Here is a 19,044-nt window from a genome sequence, read left to right as displayed (position 1 = left end):
GAATTAGTTGTTGTCGCTGTCTTTGTTGTCAACGCGATAACCGAAGCTGAAACCGACCCCCTGGAACAGCACCACGTCAGCCAGTTGCCGGGCCAGGTCGCCGGCGCTGGCAAGCTTGGTCTTGGGCACGTAGAGCATGTCGTCCGGTTGCAGGTAGGCGACTTGCGCGGCGCTGGCATCCAGGGCGTCGTCGACGTTGTAGGGCACCGCCTGGACCTGGTTGCCGTTGCGCCGCATGATCACCACCGAGTCGAGCCGCGCCTTGACGTTCGGGCCACGGGCCAGGGTCAGGGCTTCGAGCACCGACACCGGCCGGCGGATCGGGTAGGCGCCGGGCTGGCCGACTTCACCGAGCACGTAGATCTCGTTGACTGCAGTGGACTTGAGCATCACGTCCACAGTCATCCGCCCCGGCAGGTCGGCGTAGCGTTTGTTCAGGTAGGTCTGCAACTGGGTCACGGTCATGCCTTGCAACGGCACGGTGCCGATTTCCGGGAAGCTGGCCTGGCCGTCACTGCCCACGGTGATTTCGCGGCTCATGCCGGTGGCCGGGTGGTTGAGGGCGCTCTTGAGGTTCTGCTCGTTGGTCAGCGGGCTGATCACCTGCACGGTGACGTTGTCGCGCCCCGGCTGGAACAGGCGCTTGTTGCGGTAGGCCTGCTGGATGGTGCGGCGAGCCTCGTCCGGGGTTTGCCCGGCGACGTTCACCGAGGTGTTGGCCCGCGGCAGTTCGATGGTGCCGTCGGGCAGCACCAATTGGTTGCCATTGAGCGAACTGGCGGCCGGGAAGGCCAGGCCCACGGTGTCGCCGGATTGGATACGGTACGACGCTGAGCCGCTGGTGCTGATATGGAAGATCACATCGAGCACGTCCTGCGGGCGCAGCACCTGCTCGCTGCGCGGCAGCTCGGCATCCTGGGCGTTGGCGGGGTTGGCGGTCATGATCTGCACCGGCATCTGCCGGGTGTCCTGATTGGCGCAGCCGGCCAGGGTCAGCAGGCACAGCGCGAACGTCGTGTATTTCATGTGAGGCTCCTGGGCTGCTGGCCTAAAGGTTGTTGTACAGCCACTTGGGCATGTAGTACTTGCGCTTGTTGAACACGCTGCCGATCACCTTTGCCCCGGCCTGGTCCAGGCGCTGCTTGGCGGCCTGGGCCACTTCCCAGCGGGTTTCCTCGGCGCGCACCACCAGGATCACACCGTCGACCAGGGGGCTGATGATCAGGCTGTCGGCGCTGGCGTAAACGGCTTCGCCATCGACCACCACAAAACGGTAGTGGTCGCTCATGTGCTTGAGCAGTACCCGCAGCAGGTCGGGGTTGAGGCGCTGCTTGCCGCGTTTGTAGGTGCCGGCCGGCAGCACGTCGAACGGCTGGTCGGACAGGCGCACGATGCAGTCCTGCATCAGCGGCGGGGTGTCCTGGTCGAACATCAGGTCGCTGAAGCCGCGCAGCTTGTGCAGGCTCAGTTGCTGGCTGAGGTTGTTGCCGCTGGGGCTGCTGTCCACCAACAGGACCGGGCCGCCGCTCATCAACGCCAACTGGCTGGCGAAGGCCAGGGCGCTGGTGCTGGTGCCGCTGCCGGTGTTGGCGGCGGTCAGCAACAGCACACGCTGTTCCTCGTCGAGTACCGTGGACGTAAGGTTGGTTTCGCTCGGGGTGGCGATGGTCAGACTTCTTGAAGTAGAACCGTCCATTCAACTTGCTCCGTGGCCGCTGAAGACTTTGAAGGGAGTCTTGAAGAGGATCTTCAGATCCAGCAACAAGCTCTGTTCGTTGATGTAGCTCAGGTCCAGTTCGACTCGCTGGTCGAAGTCTATGTCGCTGCGTCCGGAGATCTGCCACAGGCCGGTCATGCCGGGGTAGATGCTCAGGCGGGCGAGGTGGTTGTCCTTGTAGCGGTAAGCGTTGAACGAGGTGGGGCGAGGACCGACCAGGCGCATGTCGCCGAGCACCACGTTGAACAGGTTGGGTAACTCGTCCAGGCTGCTGCGCCGCAGCCAGTGGCCGATCGGGGTGACGCGCGGGTCTTTGTCGATCTTGAAATCGATGGCATCGGCGCCGTGTTTGTTCAGGTGGCGCACCGACTCCTTCAAGGCCTCGGCGTTGGCAACCATGGTGCGGAACTTGTACATGCCAAAGGCGCGGCCGCGGTAACCGGTGCGTTTTTGCACGAAGAACACCGGGCCCGGGCTGCTGAACTTGACCACTGCGGCGATGCCCAGCAGCAGCGGGGCAATGATCACCAGGATGCACAGGGCGCCGAAACAGGCCACCGCCCGGTTGGTGCGCGAGAGGGTCCAGGGCCGCCCGCCGGCGCGACCGGTCAGCCAGCCACGGCCTTGCATGTGAATCGCCGCGTCGATGCGCTGGCGATGCGCGGGGTCCATGCGCTTGTCTTGGTACAGTGCCTGCAGTTGCGCACTTTTAGGTTGTCCTGTCATACCGTTCTCCGTTGAGGCGCGGGCATGTGCCCGTTGACCCGCACCGCGTCCCGGTCAAGTTGCGGGTAGTACTGATGAAACCAGGCAATAAACCGCCTGAGCCCTTCATCCAGTGAAACCTGGGGGGTGAAGCCGGTGACCTGCTCCAGCGCGCTGGCATCGGCACAGGTGGCCAGCACATCGCCCGGTTGCAATGGCAGCAGCTCGATCTGGGCTTTGCGCTGGAGGTGTTTTTCCAGCAGTGCAACGTAATCGGTAAGCTCCACCGGGCGCTGGCCGCCGATGTTGAACAGCCGCCAGGGAGCATGGCTGCTGGCGGCGTCCGGATGGGCCCGGTCCCACTCGGAGTTGGCCTTGGGCGCCAGGGGGATCAGCCGGACCAGGCTTTCGACGATGTCGTCGATGTAGGTGAAGTCGCGCTGGTGCTGGCCGTAGTTGAACAGCTGGATCGGCCGGCCCTCGGCGATGGCCCGGGCGAACTGGATCGGCGACATGTCCGGGCGGCCCCAGGGGCCGTACACGGTGAAAAAGCGCAGGCCGCTGGCGGGGATGCCGAACAGGTGGCTGTAGCTGTGGGCCATGGCCTCGTTGGCTTTTTTGGTGGCGGCGTACAGCGACAGCGGGTGGTCGACAGCGTCCTCGACCCGGTACGGGGTGTGCTGGTTAGCGCCGTACACCGAGCTCGACGAGGCATACAGCAGGTGCTGCACCGGGTGGCGACGGCAGCCTTCGAGAATGTTCAAAAAGCCGCTGAGGTTGCTGTCGATATAGGCCCGCGGGTTCTCCAGCGAGTAGCGCACCCCGGCTTGCGCAGCCAGGTGGATCACCACCTCGGGCTGCTCGCTGGCGAACAGCTCGGCCATGCCGGCGGCATCGTTCAGGTCCAGGCGGTACAGGGTGAGCGGACCGCCTTCAGCTTCTATCCAGCGTACCCGCGCTTCTTTGAGCGCCGGGTCGTAATAGCTATTGAAGTTGTCCAGGCCAATCACCTGGTGGCCCTCGCGCAACAGGCGCAAGCTGCAGTGAGCACCGATGAATCCGGCGGCGCCGGTGACCAGGATCTTCATGGCGCCGGGTCCTCCGGCTGGACCTGGCGCAGGCCGATGCCGCTGTAGCTCAGGCCGAAGGTTGCCACCTGGTCGGGGTTGTACAGGTTGCGTCCGTCAATGATCAGGCGGCTGCGCAGTTTTTTGGCCAGCAAGGCGAAGTCGACCACGCGAAAGTTCTTCCACTCGGTGCAGATCACCAGGGCATCGGCGTCTTCCAGGGTGTCGTCGCGGGTGGCGCATAGCTGCAGGTCCTGGCGGTAGCCGTAGAGGCGCCGGCACTCGGCCATGGCCTCCGGATCGAAGGCACAGACCTTGGCGCCTTCGGCCCACAGCGCTTCCATCAGGTAGCGGCTGGGCGCTTCGCGCATGTCGTCGGTGTTGGGCTTGAAGGCCAGGCCCCAGAGGGCGATGGACTTGCCGGCCAGGCTGCCGGGCAGGCGCTGCTTGAGCTTGTTGAAGAGGATCTGGCGCTGGGCGTCGTTGACTTCGCTGACGCTTTGCAGCAAACGCAGCGGCATGCCGCTGTGTTCGGCGGTGTGCAGCAGGGCGCGCAGGTCCTTGGGGAAGCACGAGCCGCCAAAGCCGCAGCCGGGGTAGATGAAGTGGTAGCCGATGCGCGGGTCGGAGCCGATGCCCTTGCGCACCGCTTCGATATCGGCGCCCAGGTGTTCGGTAAGGTTGGCCAGTTCGTTCATGAAGCTGATGCGCGTGGCGAGCATGGCGTTGGCGGCGTACTTGGTCAGCTCGGCGCTGCGGTTGTCCATGAACATGAGCTTTTCATGGTTGCGGCAGAACGGCGCATAGAGCTCGGCAAGCTGGTCGTGGGCCTGGGCATCCAGGGTGCCGACGATGATCCGGTCCGGGCGCATGCAGTCGGCCAGGGCGCTGCCTTCCTTGAGAAACTCGGGGTTGGACACCACCCGGACCTTGAGCGCGACCTTGCCCAGGCGGTCAAGTTCTTCGCGTGCCAGCGCCGCCACCTTGTCGGCGGTGCCCACCGGTACCGTGGACTTGATGATCAGGGTGCGGTCGGCGTCCATCAGCTCGGCAATCTGCCGGGTCACGCCCAGCACATGGGAGAGGTCGGCCGAGCCGTCCTCGTCCGGTGGGGTGCCGACGGCAATGAAAATCAGCTCGGCATGGGCAACCGCGTCGCTGGCCTGGGTGCTGAACAGCAGGCGCGCTTGCTTGATGTTTTCTTCGAGCATGCCAGACAGGCCGGGCTCGCTGATCGGCGGTACGCCCTGACGCAGTTGACTGATCTTGTGCGCATCGACATCAACGCACAAAACCCGGTGGCCTACGTCTGCGAGGGCCGCAGCTTGCACAAGACCGACATAGCCGGTGCCAAATACGCTCACGTCCATGTCGGCTCGCCTCGTATGGAGTAAGAAGGATGAAACAGTGGTGTGATTTGGGTATAGCCCACCGGCGGCAAGTCGTGTCAATGAAATGGCATGTTTCGTCGGATTTACACTCATTACGATTTTGGCTTTTTGCCATCAAGCCGTTCTAAATCCGTGAGTTAGCGGGTGTAGGCACTGGCCAATTGCCGCATGGCAAAACGATGAACGGTCACAGGCCCTGTTAAACAAGGCGTTTACCGATATGAGCGTTTCACAATTGCAACGATTTCGCGTTATTTGAACTGTCAGATTTGGCGTCAATAAATAGGTCAGAAAATTGACGTTGTTCCGGTTTGCGCTTTGTTAGTGGCCTGCTAACGTGTCAATGTCCGAGTCACTTGCAGGGTGTTGCGCGGGGGAGTGATGCACAGATACCTCAAGGAATTGCTGCTCGCGCTGTACCTGTTGAGCAACTACCCGTACTACCTGGAGCGCTTTCAGGCCATTGGCCTGAGCCCGGCGTTGCTGCTGTACGTCGGCGTGCTGGTACTGCTGGTAGCAGCGCTGCTGCTGTGCGCGAACATTCGCCAGGGTTGGCTGCGCTGGGGCTTTGCCCTGGTGTTCAGCGCCAGCGCAGTGTTCTTCGATGCCTATACGCGCATCACCGCCGACTACCTGACCTACAGCGGCTTTATCTCGATGGTCTATTCCGGTGGCTTTATCGGTGAAGCCCTGGAGCAGTACCACAGCGTCATCCTTCAGGTATTGGGCCGCACAGTGCTGTTGTTGCTGGGCCTGGGGCTGCGGCCTCGGCACGGGCTAAAAGCTCCGGGCTTCTTGCCCTGGGCCGCGCCGCTGCTGGGTATCGCCTTGCTCACGGCCATCTTGTTTGTGCGGGCGGGCGAGGGCGCACGTGGCCTGCCGATCATGTTCACGCCGCTGGCCTATGCCAACCTGATGCTCTACGAGTCATTGCACGACAGCGTCGGCCCGCGCGAGCCGGTGACCCTGGCACGCAACGGCCCGGCCCTGGCCCGGGACATCGTGCTGATCATCGATGAAAGCGTCTCGGGCAATTACCTGGACCTGAACACCGCCCATGGCGTGCGCAGCCAGCTCAACCAGGCGCGTCCCGGGGTCGCCATCTTCAATTATGGCTATGCCGCCTCCATCGCCAACTGCAGTTCCGACACCAACGTCACCCTGCGTTATGGCGGCACCCGCGAAGACTACCTGCGCATCAATTCGACCCTGCCGTCGATCTGGCAATACGCCAAGGCGGCGGGGCTGGGCACCGTATACATCGACGCCCAGCGCACCGGCGGCAATCTGCAGAACCTGATGAACGCCGCCGAGCAGCGCGACATCGACCAGTTCATCCAGTTTGACAGCACCCCGGTGCGCGACCGTGACATGGCCGCCGCCAGCACGCTCATCGCGTTGCTGGCTGACGGCAAGCCTCAGTTGATCGTGGTCAACAAGGTCGGCGTGCATTTTCCGGTGCACGACAAATACCCCGACGACTTCATGACCTATCGCCCAGCCTTGCCGCGCGGGCAGTACGCCGACATCACCGACACGGGGCGGCGCGATGGTTTTGCCGGGCAGCCCGAAGACTGGGTGCTGTACCGCAATTCGTACATGAACAGCCTGTTGTGGAATGTCGGCGAGTTCTTCAACCGCATCTTGGCCAAGGCTGACCTAAGCCAGGCGGTGCTGATCTACACCTCCGACCACGGCCAGGACTTGCACGAGCGCGGCAACCCCGGGCTGAACACCCATTGCGACAGCAATCCAGTCGAGGAGGAGGGGCTGGTGCCGTTGGTGGTGATCCAGGGGCAGGCCCTGCGCACCCTTGACTGGCAGGCGCAACTGGCGACCAACAAAGACCGCTCCAGCCACTACAACATCTTCCCGACCCTGCTGCAGTTGCTCGGTTACGACCCCGCCGGGATTACCCCGGTGTACGGGCGTTCGCTGGTGGTACCGACCGAGGATGACTTCAGCTTCAACACCCGCTTCAATGCGCGGCTGGGGGCGAAGCCGGTGTTCAAACGCATTGACCTGGGCCAGGTGGTGGTACCCCCGGCGCCGATCCAGGAACAGATGCCGGTCGGCCAGACCGACTGAGCGACCGCTGGTTCAGTTTGGGGCGTGCAGGTTGCGGAAGCTTTCGGCTTCTTCCACCAGCCAGTCGTGCACCGCCCGCGCACCAGGGTGGGCCAGACCGCCGGGTGGGTACAGCAGCACATAGCGCTTGTGGTTGGCGATCGGCAAGCCGAAGGGCACGATCAAGGCGCCGCGTTCCAGTTCGTCGTTGAGCAGGGTGCGGCGGGCGATGGCCACGCCAATGCCGGCAATTGCCGCTTCGATGGTCAGGTGGTTGCGGTTGAAGGTATGCCCGCGGCGCACATCCAGGCCGCTGGCACCGATGCCCGCCAGGTAAAACTCCCATTCCGCGTACTCGGAACTGCCGCGCCAGGCGGTGATGTCGTGCAGCAGCGGATAATACGCAAGGTCCGCCGGGCCATGCAGCGGTGGCCGCCCGCGCAACAAGGCCGGGGCGCAGACGGGGAAGATCTGCTCGTCCAGCAGCGGTGTTGAATGCATGCCCGGATAGCTGCCGTCGTTGAGGTCGATGGCCAGGTCGAAATCGCCTTCGTGCAGGGCCTGGCTGCTGTCTTCGGCCACCAGGCGCAGCTGGATATCCGGGTAGCGTTGTTGCAGGCGCGGCAGGCGCGGGGTCAGCCATTTGGCCAAAAACGAGGGGATCGAGCGCAGGCGCAAGGTGCCGCGAATCTCGCCGGCATCCAGGCGGCGCAGTTCGGCATCGATGCTGCCATAGGCTTCGGCGACGGTTTGCGCCAGGCGCTGGCCTTCGGCAGTCAGCTCCACGCCCCGGGCGCGGCGCAGAAACAGGCGAAAGCCCAGGCGCTCTTCCAGTTGGCGGATCTGCTGGCTCACCGCGCCGGGGGTGATGTGCAGTTCTTCGGCGCAGCGGGTGAACGACAGGTGCCGCGCGGCGCAGGCAAACACGTGCAGCCAAACGTACATCTGGCCATTCATTTGTCGCTTCATCGTTTAGCTCTGCTAAAGGCTTGCTTAGAAAGTTTCGTTGGTAAAGGTGTTAGTGACCGGGCAGTATCGCGCAACTTTGCAACACCCATCAATTTTTTAACAGTGCCGTTGCGTGACATGGAATGTTGCCTCGGTCAGGCATTAGCATGGCTATCAGCGTTTTCGACCTCTTCAAGATTGGCATCGGGCCATCCAGCTCCCATACCGTAGGCCCCATGCGTGCGGCGGCAACCTTCGCCCAGGCCCTGCGTGAACAAGGCTTGCTGGCCCAGGTGAGCCGGGTCGAAGTACGCCTGTATGGCTCGCTGTCGGCCACCGGCGTTGGCCATGCCACTGATCGCGCTTGCTTGCTCGGGCTGATGGGCGAGTGGCCTGACCAGATCGACCCGCACAGCATCGAGCCGTTGATCGCGCAACTGCAACGCAGCCAGGTGTTGATGCTCGATGGCAAGCAGGCCATCCCCTTTGATTGCACGCGCGACTTGCTGCTGCTCGATGAAAGCCTGCCATATCATCCCAACGCCATGACTCTGGAGGCCAGCAGCGTCAGCGGCTCGTTGCTGCAGCAGACCTACTATTCGGTGGGTGGCGGTTTCATCGTGGAAGCCGCGCAAGTGGGCGAGGCGGGCAACAGCGCCGAGCAGGTGCAACTGCCTTATGATTTTGCCAGCGCCGCCCAGTTGCTGGCGCTGTGCAAGCAGCATGATTTGCGGATCAGCCAGTTGATGATGGCCAACGAACTGGCCTGGCGCGAAGAAGCCGAAGTGCGTAGCGGCCTGCTGAAGTTGTGGGCGGCCATGCGCGAGTGTGTCGACAACGGCCTGCGCAACGAGGGCGTCCTGCCTGGCGGGCTCAAGGTCAAGCGCCGCGCCGCCAAGCTGCACCGCAGCCTGCAGGAGCTGGGCAAACCCAACGTCATCGGCTCGACCCTGAGCGCCATGGAGTGGGTCAACCTGTTTGCCCTGGCAGTCAACGAAGAGAACGCCGCTGGCGGGCGCATGGTCACCGCGCCAACCAACGGCGCCGCCGGGATCATCCCGGCGGTGCTGCACTACTACATGAAGTTCAACCCCGATGCCTGCGACAACGATGTGGTCGACTTCCTGCTCGGCGCTGCCGCCGTGGGCATTTTGTGCAAGAAGAACGCGTCGATCTCCGGGGCTGAAGTCGGTTGCCAGGGGGAGGTCGGTTCGGCCTGCGCCATGGCCGCTGCCGGCCTTGCCGAAGTGCTCGGGGCCACGCCCATGCAGGTGGAAAACGCCGCTGAAATCGGCCTGGAACACAACCTCGGCCTGACCTGCGACCCGGTCGGCGGGCTGGTCCAGGTGCCGTGCATCGAGCGCAATGCGATTGCTGCGGTCAAGGCCATCAATGCCGCGCAGATGGCCTTGCGCGGCGACGGCGAGCATTTCATCTCCCTGGACCGGGCCATCCGCACCATGCGTGATACCGGCGCCGACATGCACGACAAGTACAAGGAGACTTCGCGCGGCGGCCTGGCGGTCGCGTTCGTCGAGTGTTGATCCCATCGCGGGGCAAGCCCGCTCCCACAGGTGGGAGCGGCGATGCGGCGCCCCGACTTGCCCCGCGATAGCTGTACCCCAGTTCCAAAGTTATTCATACGCAACAAAAACAACTACAAGGCAATATCGATGACTGATGTAAATAGCACCACGACCGTTCGTGTGGAATCGGCTGCGCCTGCGCAAAGCCGCGCCTGGAGCCGTCACGACACCACCTGGGTTCTGGGTTTGTATGGCACCGCCATCGGCGCCGGCACCCTGTTCCTGCCGATCAACGCCGGGGTAGGGGGCTTCTGGCCGCTGCTGGTGCTGGCGGTACTGGCATTCCCCATGACTTTCTACGCCCACCGCGGCCTGACCCGCTTCGTGCTGTCGGGCAAGCGCGGCGCCAGTGAAGACATCACCGAAGTGGTCGAAGAGCATTTCGGCATCGGTGCGGGCAAGCTGATCACCCTGTTGTACTTCCTGGCCATCTTTCCGATCCTGTTGGTTTACAGCGTTGCCCTGACCAACACCCTGGGCAACTTCATGGAGCACCAGTTGCACATGACCCCGCCACCGCGGGCGCTGCTGGCCTTGCTGTTGATCTGCGGCCTGATGATCGTGGTGCGTTGTGGCCAGGACATCATCGTCAAGGTCATGAGCGTGCTGGTCTATCCCTTTGTGGCCGCGCTGCTGTTGCTGGCCCTGAGCCTGATCCCCAACTGGAACGGCGCATTCTTCGCCCAGGCCGGCGAAGGCATGCCCCTGAGTCTGTTTTTCAAGACCTTGTGGCTGGCCATCCCGGTGATGGTGTTCTCTTTCAACCATTCGCCGATCATCTCGGCCTTTGCCGTTGAGCAGAAGCACCGCTACGGTGAGCAGGCCGACGCCAAGAGCGGCAAGATCCTCGCCAGTGCCCATGTGCTGATGGTGCTGACGGTGATGTTCTTCTGCTTCAGTTGCGTGCTGGCGCTGTCGCCGGCCGACCTGGCTGCGGCCAAGCAGCAGAACATCTCGATCCTTTCGTACCTGGCCAACCACTTCCAGACCCCGGTGATCGCTTTCGTGGCGCCCCTGATCGCCCTGGTGGCAATCACCAAGTCGTTCCTGGGCCACTACATCGGTGCCAGCGAAGGCTTCCAGGGCATGATCGTCAAGACCCTGCGCAGCCGCGGCAAACAGGTCTCGGCCAAGCGCCTGGAGCAGATGACCGCGCTGTTCATGGTTATCACCTGCTGGGCCGTGGCGACCCTGAACCCGAGCATCCTCGGCATGATCGAGAACCTCGGCGGGCCGATCATCGCCTGCCTGCTGTTCCTGATGCCGATGTACGCCATGCACAAGGTACCGTCGCTGCGTAAATACTCGGGCAAGGTCTCGAATGTGTTCGTGGTGCTGATCGGTTTGATTACCTTGTCGGCGATTTTTTACTCGTTCTTTGCCTGACGTCTGAAGCAGCACGTCAATCTATTCTGGGTTGACGTGCTGTGACCGCTTCCCACGTGAACAATATCTGTTTCCTGCGGTAGGGATGTGAAACGCGCACTACCTCGATTTGCTCGCAGCTACCACCCTTGGCAGCGTGAATCCTCTGGACGGGCGAGTCCTATGTTGCTGCACTGGCTGGCTGCCTAGCGCAGCACCACCCGTCGCTTGGTCAACTCGCCATCCTCGCCACTGGGCCAGTGCAGTTCCACCAGCACTTCGGTCTGCGTGCCGTCCAGGGACGGGCGCACGCTGAGCAGGGCGAAGTTCTTCGAACCGGCCATGGCGTACCAGCGTTCGCACAGCATGTTGGCCAGGCCCGGCATCTCGCCGCCGGTGCTGATGGCCAGTTTCAGCCCGCCCGGCGCCGGTATGCGCGAGATGGCGCTGGAGGTGACCTGGAACACCTTGGCCGCCGGGTACTGCTTGTGCAGCAGGCGGAACACCGCCGCACAGTGCACGTCGCCGCTGAGAAACACCACTGGCTTGGCGCTCTTGCCCAGCGCCGCGTAGACCTGGTCAAGCAGCACCTTGCGCTCGGCCTGGTTGCTCTTGTGGTCCCACTCATCCATGCAGTCGTCCTTGAACGACCCGACATCGGCGCCGTTGGTGACCGCGCTCTTCCAGTGCATCACCGGCACCGGCGAGACAATGAACACCGCCTTGGCGTTCTGCACCGCAGGGCTGCCGAGCCACTCCTTGAAACGCTTGATTTGCGCACTGCCAAGGATCTTGTGCGGATCCTTGGCCTCGACGTCGTGATGACCACGCATGTCCAGCACATAAAAGGCCGAGCCGCCTTGCTCGAAGGCGTAGTCCCAGTGGCAGTCGTCGGGTTTGTCGAGGTTGATCGAGGTGACCGGGTTGTGGCTGTGCTCGTACTCGTAATAAGCACGGCAGGCGGCGCGCCACATCAAGTCGACCAGCATCTGGTTGGTGGTGCTGTTGCTTGCGCTTTCGAACAACAGCGAGATGCGCTTCTTGCGCTCGGCTTTGGTCAGCGAGCCCCAGCCGTCCATGATCTCGTGGTCGTCCCAGATCATGTACTGGGGAAAGCGCTCGTACACCTCGAGCAGGCTGGGGATGTTCCAGTACACCCGGTAGTACCAGCGATAAATGTTCAGCAGGTACTTCTCGATGCCGGGTTTGTCGTAGCTGCTGCCTTGCTTGAACTGGGTCAGCAGCGCCTGCTTGTTGTCCTTGAGCCACTCCCAGATATCCAGAAAGCCGTTTTTCTTGTTGGTGTCGACATACATCTGGTCGCCACCACCGATGACGAACTGTGCACGCTGGTCGATCAATTGCTGATGCAACAGTGGCCAGGCACCAGCACTGCCGTCAGCGCTGATCGGGTCGTGGCAGCTGTAGAAGCCAAAGGTCAGGGTCTGGGGAGCGATTGCCGGAGTGATGAAGCTTTTGGGTGAGTCACCACCGATTTCGGTGCGCCGGCGGATGATCACCCGGTCGGTTTCACTGCTGATCAGCGCATAGTAATAGGTGCTTTGCGCCTTGAGGCCTGTGACCGCAAACACGCCGGTAAGGTCGCTGTCGAAGCTGAAGCGTTGCGCTTGCATGAACAGCGGTTTGATCTTCTGCTGCTTGAGGAAGTCGGCCACCGAGAGCTCATCGAGGCGCTGCAGGTCGCCGCTCAAGGGCTCGCCGCTGACCACCAGGACCCACTCGCCAGGCATGTACACGCGAAACCACACGCGCACGCTGGTTGGCGTGATCGCGCCCATGATCGTGGCACTGGCCAGCTTGGGGTATTTGCTTTCGTTGGAGGTAGGGTCCAGTAAGTGCGTCATGGTCGATGTCCCTATCTGCTGCTGTCCACAACCATCAAGCTCACACCGGGATCAGCTGTGCGTTGCATGCTGATCCCGGTGCCTGGTGCCTAGCGCGACTCGCTTTTGAGCTTGGCAAAACTTTTGCGCAGGTCACTGGCCCAACCGTCCAGCACGGGCTTGACGTTTTCCAGGGCCAGTTTGGAGGTGTCATTTTCCAGCGCCTCGCCCGTGCCCTTGCGTACCACCTGGGCCACCACCTTATTGTTGCCGCCATCGAGGAAGGCCGCTTCGGTGGCAATGTCCACTTCCTGGTCGCGGCCGCCGGCGGCGGTGTTGACGGCGGCGGCCACCAGGGCGATGGGAATCACCTCGTAGGGTTTGAGGCCTTCGGTCTTGGTCGAGACTGCGGTGATCGCCGGACGTACCACCAGCACACCGGGGCCCGGGCCCTGGGCCAGGGGCAATTCGGCGCCCAGTTCACGTTTGAGCGCGTTGGTGTAGTACTGGCTGATCTGCCCCAGAGCCTGGGCCGAGATCACTGCGGTGGGCTGTGGTTTGGGGTAGAACTGGCTGGGCTCGATGAACACCTGGGTGAAGCGCCCAGCCTTCACCTGCGGATCGATCCAGCGCATCACCGGCTGCCCGGAGATACTTTCGGCGGGCTTGAGGCGGCTGTAGTCCTTGAGGAATCCGGAGTACTGGCTGGGGTCGACCTGGTTACTGGAGCAACCGGCCAGAACGACCAGGGCGGAGCAGAGCAGGGTGGAGCGCAAGGTAGGCTTCATCGACTTTCGTATCCTTGGCAATGACCGCACGGGGCAGGGGAATGATCGCCAGAACAACGCTAGCAGCTCTTGGCCCGGCTGCCAGTTGCGGGCGATTAAACCTCGCTGTCCATGCCCCGCGATGAGGTCGCATTGTCAGTCCTTGACCAACGCCCGCAACGCCGCTTTTGCCTCAGGTGTATGCAGCCGTTCGATAAACAGCAAACCTTCACGCTCAACCGTCGTGGCCAACTCCTGCCGATGAGCATCCTTGAGCAAACGCTTGCTGATCCGCAATGCCTCCTGGGGCAAGGCTTGCAGCCGTTGGGCCAGCGTGCGCGCCGCCGCCAGGCACTGCTCGCCATCCTCATGCAGTTCGTTGGCCAGGCCCCATTCAACGGCCTGCTCGCCTGTGAGCAGTTCATTGCACAGCAACAACCGCGCTGCCCGTGCGTGCCCGAGCACGCGTGGCAGCAACAGGCTGGAGCCGAATTCAGGGCACAGGCCCAGGGGCACGAAGGGCATGCGCAGCCTGGCCGAACGGCTGACCAGCACCTGGTCGCAATGCAGCAGCAGGGTCGTGCCGATACCGATGGCGGGGCCCGCCACTGCAGCAATCAACGGCTTGTCCAGGGCCATCACCACCCGCATCAGGCGAAACACCGGGCTGTCCATGTCGCGGGGCGGGTGGTCGAGAAAGTCCTTGAGGTCGTTGCCGGCGCAAAAGCACTGCGCGCCGCCGGTCAACAGAATGACTTCGACCTGGGCATCTTCAGCTGCCGCCAGCAGTTGCTCGCCCAGTTGCGTATACATCGCCGTGTTCAGCGCATTGAGCTTGTCCGGGCGGTTGAAGGTCAGGGTCAGCAGGCCCTGGTGCAGGTCGCGGGTGATCAACTGATTCATGGCTGGCCTTTGTTGTTGTAGGTTTCAGAACGTCGGCGGGGTGATCACCCAGATCACTACCGCATCCACAGCGCCAGGGTTGCCGTAACGGTGCGGCTCCTGGCTGGAAAAGCTGAAACTGTCGCCTTCGTTGAGCTGGAAATAGCGCTCGCCAACCCACAGCTCGAAACTGCCGGACAGCAAATAGCCGGCTTCTTCACCATCGTGGCTGTAGCTTTGCTGGCTGTAGGTGCCCGGCGGAAAACGCGAGTGAAGAATCTCCAGCTGGCGGTTGGGTTGCGGGGTCAGCAACTGGTCGACGATGCCGTCTTCGTAGTGCACGCTCAGGCGGCTGTTCTTGCGCACCACATAGCCATTGTCTTCTGGCGCGGTGCTGGCTTCGCTGGCGAAGAACCACTGGATGGTCACGCCCAGGCTGCGGGCAATGTTGAACAGCGCCGGGATCGATGGGTAGGAGAGGTTGCGCTCCAGCTGGCTGATGTAGCCGGCGGTGAGTTCGCTCTGTTCGGCAAGCTCGGCCAGGGTCATGCCGCGACGCTTGCGCAGGCCGCGGATGCGGGTACCGAGAAAATGGGCGGCGGCGCCTTCCTGGCCGGCCGCAGGCGGCGTCTTGCTGCTGTTGCTCATGGCGTGCTCCGAACCGCACTGTCAAAGCCCCGGAGTATAAACAGGCTCACAAGCTCCAGGCGACCTTCAAGCCGTCGTAGACCGCCTCTTCGACGGTGCGTGGCGCCAGGCAGTCGCCAATGCGTTTGACCTGCACCAGGCCCTGCAACTCGGCCGCTAGCGTATCGACTGGCTGATGACCCTGGCACAGCACCAGGGTGTCGATGTTTTCGAAGATCATCGGCTCGCCGCTGGCGGTGTGCTGCAGGTACACACTGGTGTCGTCGCAACCGTACAGGCGCGCATAGGGGGTGATCGGGATGCCCAGCTTGTGCAGCTCGCCGGCCATCTGGTCACGCACGTACAGCGGCAGGCTTTCGCCGCAGTGAGTGCCGTTGACCGCCAGTTGCACCTGGTGGCCCTCACGTACCAGGCGCTCGGCGATGCCCGGGCCGATCCAGTCGCAGCGCCAGTCGACCACCAGCACCGAACGCCCGGGCTTGGCCTCGCCACGCAGGATTTGCCAGGCATCGACCACCTGCAACTCGCCGCCGCGTTCAAAGGCTGGCCAGTAGGGTTCGGCGCCGGTAGCAACGATCACCAGGTCCGGTTGTTCGCGTTCGACCAGGGCCCGGTCCACCCGGGTATTGCGCACGACCTTGACCCCGGCCAGGTGCATCTCGCGCTGCAGGTTGGTGCTGGCGCCACCGAACTCGGCGCGCCGTGGCAGCAGTTGCGCCAGCAACACCTGGCCGCCGAGCTGCGAGCCGGCCTCATACAGGGTCACCTCATGGCCACGTGCCGCGGCCACTGCCGCAGCCTTCATGCCCGCCGGGCCGCCGCCGGCGATCATCACCCGTTTGCGTGCGAGCGCTGGCTGCAGGGTGCCGAATTGCAGCTCGCGGCCGGTTTCCGGGTGCTGAATGCAAGAGATCGGCAGGCCTTTGTGAAAGTGGCCGATGCAAGCCTGGTTGCAGGCGATGCAGGCGCGCACGTCTTCAAGCTGATCGCTGCGGGTCTTGTTGGGCATCTGCGGGTCGCAGATCAGTGCGCGGGTCATGCCGCAGACATCGGCCTGGCCACGGGCGAGGATCAGTTCGGCTTCCTGGGGCTGGTTGATGCGCCCGGTGACGAACAGCGGGATGTCCAGTTGCGCCTTGAAAGTCCCGGCCTCGCGGGCCAGGTACGCAGCCTCGATCGCCATCGGTGGGACGATATGCACCGCACCGCCCAGCGACGCCGACGTACCGGCGACGATATGCACGTAGTCCAGCTCGGCCTGGAGCAGCTTCACCGCCGCCAGCGACTCATCCTCGGTCAGCCCCTGCGCATCGCGTTCATCGGCGCTGATGCGCAGGCCGATGATGAAATCGTCTGCCGTTGCCGCACGCACTGCGCCAATCACCTCGCGGACAAAGCGCAGGCGTTGTTCAAGTTCACCGTTGTAGCCATCGGTGCGCCGGTTGACCCTTGGGTTGATGAACTGCGCAGGCAGGTAGCCGTGGCTGGCAACCACTTCGACACCATCGATGCCGGCCTGGTGCAGGCGCCGGGCAGCCGCGGCGTAACCGGCGACGATCTCGTCGATCATGGCCTGGTCCAATGCGCGCGGCATCACCCGAAAGCGCTCGTTGGGCACCGCCGAGGCCGAGTAGGCCACCGCCAGCAAGCCATCGCTGGATTCCATGATCTCCCGCCCCGGGTGGAAGACCTGTGACAGCACCAGGGTGCCGTGGGCGTGGCAGGTCTCGGCCAGTTGGCGGTAGCCGGCGATGCAGGCGTCGTCGGTGGCCATCAGCACATGGGAGGTGTAGCGGGCGCTGTCGTGCACCCCGGCCACCTGCAGCACGATCAGGCCGACGCCGCCTTCGGCGCGGGCCCGGTGGTAGGCGACCAGGCGTTCGTTGACCAGGTTGTCGGTGGGCATCGAAGTGTCGTGACCGCTGGACATGATGCGGTTCTTCAGGCGTTTGCCACGGATCTGCAGCGGTTCGAACAGGTGCGCGAAGGTCGACATGGGGTCAGGCTCCAGCGGGGGTGTTGTTATTATTTTTCTATGAAAGTGTACCGATAGTAAAAAATCAACTTGTTTTTTTACTGACCTTTAACTAGCGTGCAATCACCCCCAGGTCCTGGGGCACACCTCACCACAACAAGAAAACGGGCCACACCTCACGTGGTACCGGCATGAGGAAGCACTGATGAAATCGAACCTGCTTAGCGTCTATCCCTGGCTGCTCGCCCTGAGCATTGGCAGCGCCCAGGCAGCACCGGACATGGTCGTGGTCGCCTATGGCGGCGCCGGCCAGAAAGCCCAGGATGCGGCGATCTTCAAGCCTTTCAGTGCCCAGGACGGCAGCAAGATGATCCAGAGCGAGTACAACGGCGAAATGGCCCGGATCAAGGTCATGGTCGATACCGGCAACGTCGACTGGGACCTGGTGCAGATCGAGGGCCCGGACCTGATGCGCGGCTGCGACGAGGGCATGTACGAACGCCTCGACTGGGCCCAGCTCGGGCGTGCCGAGCAGTTGATCCCCGATGCTGCCCAGGCGTGCGGATCGGCAGTGCTGGTGTGGAGCGTGGCGATCGCCTACGACCGCAACAAGCTGGCCCAGGCGCCGACCTCGTGGGCGGACTTCTGGGACGTGAAGAAAATCCCCGGCAAGCGCGGCCTGCGCAAGCGGGCGGTGTACAACCTGGAGTTCGCGCTGATGGCCGACGGGGTCAAGGTCGAGGACGTGTACAAGGTCCTGGCCACACCCGAGGGGGTTGATCGCGCTTTCAACAAACTCAGCGAGCTCAAGCCCTATATCCAGTGGTGGGAAGCGGGTGCGCAACCGGCGCAGTGGCTGAGCGCCGGTGACGTGGTCATGACCTCGACCTACAGCGGCCGGGTCGCCGTGGCCGCCCAGGAGGGCAGCCCGCTGGCCCTGGTGTGGCCGGGCAGCCTGTACGGCATGGATTACTGGGCAATCATCAAGGGTTCCCGGCACGTCGACCAGGCCAAGCGCCTGATCGCCTTCGCCAACCAGCCCGATACCCAGGTACGCTACGTCGAGCAAATCCCTTACGGGCCGACCAACACCCAGGCCGCCGCCGCGCTTGACCCGAAGCTGGCGAGCTGGGTGCCGACCTCGAAACAGAACCTTGAAGGCGCCTTGTCGATGAACGTCGAGTTCTGGGTCGATCACGGCGATGAACTTGAAGAGCGCTTCAACGCCTGGGCGAGTCGCTAACCCCAACCGCCTGGCCAGCCTAATTACCTGGGAACTACAACAATGAACTCGATCCCGCCTTCTACTGTTGCCGTCGAACAACGCCTGCGCCAGGAACTGGCCGCCTGTTATCGATTGATCGCGCACTTTCGCATGACCGACCTGATCTTCACCCATATCTCGGTGCGCATTCCCGGCCCCGAGCATCACTTTCTGATCAACCCCTACGGCTTGATGTTCGATGAAATCAGCGCCTCGAACCTGGTCAAGATCGACTTGCAGGGTAACGCGGTCGAGGCTTCGCAGTACCCGGTCAACCCGGCCGGCTTCGTCATTCACAGTGCCATCCATGGCGCCCGCGAGGACGCCCAGTGCGTGCTGCACACCCATACCAAGGCCGGTTGCGCGGTAGCGGCGCTCAAATGCGGGTTGTTGCCGGTCAACCAGATCTCCATGGAGTTTCATGGCAAGGTCGCTTACCACGACTACGAGGGTATCGCCCTGGATCTGGCCGAGCAGCAGCGCCTGGTGCACGACCTGGGCGACAAGGCGGTGCTGATCCTGCGCAACCATGGTTTGCTCAGTGTGGGCCGCAGTGTCAGCGAGGCGTTCCTGCGCATGTACTACCTGGAGAAAGCTTGCGAGATCCAGCTCACGGCGATGGCTGCCGGTGAACTGGTGCTGCCATCGCAAGAGGTCTGTGCACATACCGAACGCCAGTTCAACGAACCGGCGCGGGCCTTGAAGGACGGTGAGTTGAGCGACCCGGACGGCATGCAACTGGCCTGGTCGGCCTTGCTCCGATTGCTTGAGCGGGTGGCGCCGGGCTATCGTGACTGACACCCCCCCCTGTGGGAGCG

Annotated in this window: 16 protein-coding genes; 5 read left to right on the top strand and 11 right to left on the bottom strand. The window is 63.0% G+C overall.

The genetic code is table 11. From position 1 onward, the window contains the following. Positions 1-3 precede the first annotated feature (3 nt). Genes EXN22_RS14980 through EXN22_RS14960 form a run of 5 tightly spaced genes read right to left on the bottom strand, consistent with a single transcriptional unit; the run spans position 4 to position 4,859 of the window. Positions 4-1,026, bottom strand: coding sequence for a polysaccharide biosynthesis/export family protein (locus EXN22_RS14980; RefSeq protein ID WP_130264793.1), 1,023 nt, complete (start codon positions 1,024-1,026; stop codon positions 4-6). Positions 1,027-1,048: 22 nt separating this feature from the next. Next, the gene (locus tag EXN22_RS14975; RefSeq protein ID WP_130264792.1) at positions 1,049-1,696 is read right to left on the bottom strand and encodes a CpsD/CapB family tyrosine-protein kinase; all 648 of its coding nucleotides are present in this window, start codon (positions 1,694-1,696) and stop codon (positions 1,049-1,051) included. Continuing rightward, a complete protein-coding gene (locus EXN22_RS14970) occupies positions 1,697-2,443 on the bottom strand; it encodes a sugar transferase (RefSeq protein WP_130264791.1) in 747 nt (248 codons plus the stop codon). Continuing rightward, positions 2,440-3,510 carry an NAD-dependent epimerase gene (locus EXN22_RS14965; protein WP_130264790.1) on the bottom strand — a complete coding sequence of 357 codons (1,071 nt, stop codon included), beginning with the start codon at positions 3,508-3,510 and terminating at the stop codon, positions 2,440-2,442. Before EXN22_RS14965 ends, EXN22_RS14970 begins: the two co-directional genes overlap by 4 nt. Further along, on the bottom strand, positions 3,507-4,859 hold the full coding sequence (locus EXN22_RS14960; protein WP_130264789.1) for a UDP-glucose dehydrogenase family protein: 1,353 nt from the start codon (positions 4,857-4,859) through the stop codon (positions 3,507-3,509). Before EXN22_RS14960 ends, EXN22_RS14965 begins: the two co-directional genes overlap by 4 nt. Positions 4,860-5,261: 402 nt before the next feature. Between EXN22_RS14960 and EXN22_RS14955 the strand changes: the two genes are divergently transcribed. Next, a complete protein-coding gene (locus EXN22_RS14955; protein WP_130264788.1) occupies positions 5,262-6,968 on the top strand; it encodes a sulfatase-like hydrolase/transferase in 1,707 nt (568 codons plus the stop codon). A 12-nt stretch (positions 6,969-6,980) separates the two neighbouring features. On the opposite strand, the gene EXN22_RS14950 is transcribed toward EXN22_RS14955, so the two are convergent. Then, positions 6,981-7,916, bottom strand: a complete 936-nt coding sequence (locus EXN22_RS14950) for a LysR substrate-binding domain-containing protein (protein ID WP_130264787.1) — start codon at positions 7,914-7,916, stop codon at positions 6,981-6,983. A gap of 146 nt (positions 7,917-8,062) precedes the next feature. On the opposite strand from EXN22_RS14950, the gene EXN22_RS14945 reads away from it, so the two are divergent. Then, positions 8,063-9,439: an L-serine ammonia-lyase gene (locus EXN22_RS14945; RefSeq protein ID WP_130264786.1), complete on the top strand. Its 1,377-nt coding sequence runs from the start codon at positions 8,063-8,065 to the stop codon at positions 9,437-9,439. A 129-nt stretch (positions 9,440-9,568) separates the two neighbouring features. Then, on the top strand, positions 9,569-10,867 hold the full coding sequence (locus EXN22_RS14940; RefSeq protein WP_177414020.1) for a serine/threonine transporter: 1,299 nt from the start codon (positions 9,569-9,571) through the stop codon (positions 10,865-10,867). Positions 10,868-11,052: 185 nt separating this feature from the next. Here EXN22_RS14940 and EXN22_RS14935 read toward each other — a convergent pair whose 3' ends face one another. The 5 genes from EXN22_RS14935 to EXN22_RS14915 all read right to left on the bottom strand — a co-directional run bounded on the left by EXN22_RS14935 (position 11,053) and on the right by EXN22_RS14915 (position 16,983). Further along, positions 11,053-12,711, bottom strand: a complete 1,659-nt coding sequence (locus EXN22_RS14935; protein ID WP_130264785.1) for an alkaline phosphatase D family protein — start codon at positions 12,709-12,711, stop codon at positions 11,053-11,055. Positions 12,712-12,800: 89 nt separating this feature from the next. Then, on the bottom strand, positions 12,801-13,478 hold the full coding sequence (locus tag EXN22_RS14930; protein WP_130264784.1) for a DUF3313 family protein: 678 nt from the start codon (positions 13,476-13,478) through the stop codon (positions 12,801-12,803). 135 nt (positions 13,479-13,613) lie between these two features. Next, positions 13,614-14,360: an enoyl-CoA hydratase gene (locus tag EXN22_RS14925; RefSeq protein ID WP_130264783.1), complete on the bottom strand. Its 747-nt coding sequence runs from the start codon at positions 14,358-14,360 to the stop codon at positions 13,614-13,616. Positions 14,361-14,384: 24 nt separating this feature from the next. Further along, a complete protein-coding gene (locus EXN22_RS14920) occupies positions 14,385-14,987 on the bottom strand; it encodes a helix-turn-helix domain-containing protein (RefSeq protein WP_130264782.1) in 603 nt (200 codons plus the stop codon). Positions 14,988-15,033: 46 nt separating this feature from the next. Further along, a complete protein-coding gene (locus EXN22_RS14915; protein WP_130264781.1) occupies positions 15,034-16,983 on the bottom strand; it encodes an oxidoreductase in 1,950 nt (649 codons plus the stop codon). 184 nt (positions 16,984-17,167) lie between these two features. On the opposite strand from EXN22_RS14915, the gene EXN22_RS14910 reads away from it, so the two are divergent. Both EXN22_RS14910 and EXN22_RS14905 read left to right on the top strand, forming a co-directional pair. Continuing rightward, positions 17,168-18,205 carry an ABC transporter substrate-binding protein gene (locus EXN22_RS14910; protein ID WP_130264780.1) on the top strand — a complete coding sequence of 346 codons (1,038 nt, stop codon included), beginning with the start codon at positions 17,168-17,170 and terminating at the stop codon, positions 18,203-18,205. A gap of 42 nt (positions 18,206-18,247) precedes the next feature. Next, positions 18,248-19,024 carry a class II aldolase/adducin family protein gene (locus EXN22_RS14905; RefSeq protein WP_130264779.1) on the top strand — a complete coding sequence of 259 codons (777 nt, stop codon included), beginning with the start codon at positions 18,248-18,250 and terminating at the stop codon, positions 19,022-19,024. The last annotated feature ends 20 nt before the right edge of the window (positions 19,025-19,044 follow it).

Origin of the sequence: Pseudomonas tructae, from assembly GCF_004214895.1 — a bacterium.
Taxonomy (GTDB): domain Bacteria; phylum Pseudomonadota; class Gammaproteobacteria; order Pseudomonadales; family Pseudomonadaceae; genus Aquipseudomonas; species Aquipseudomonas tructae.
The sequence above is the reverse complement of the archived record's forward strand: the minus strand, read 5'-3'. Positions and strand labels throughout refer to the sequence as shown.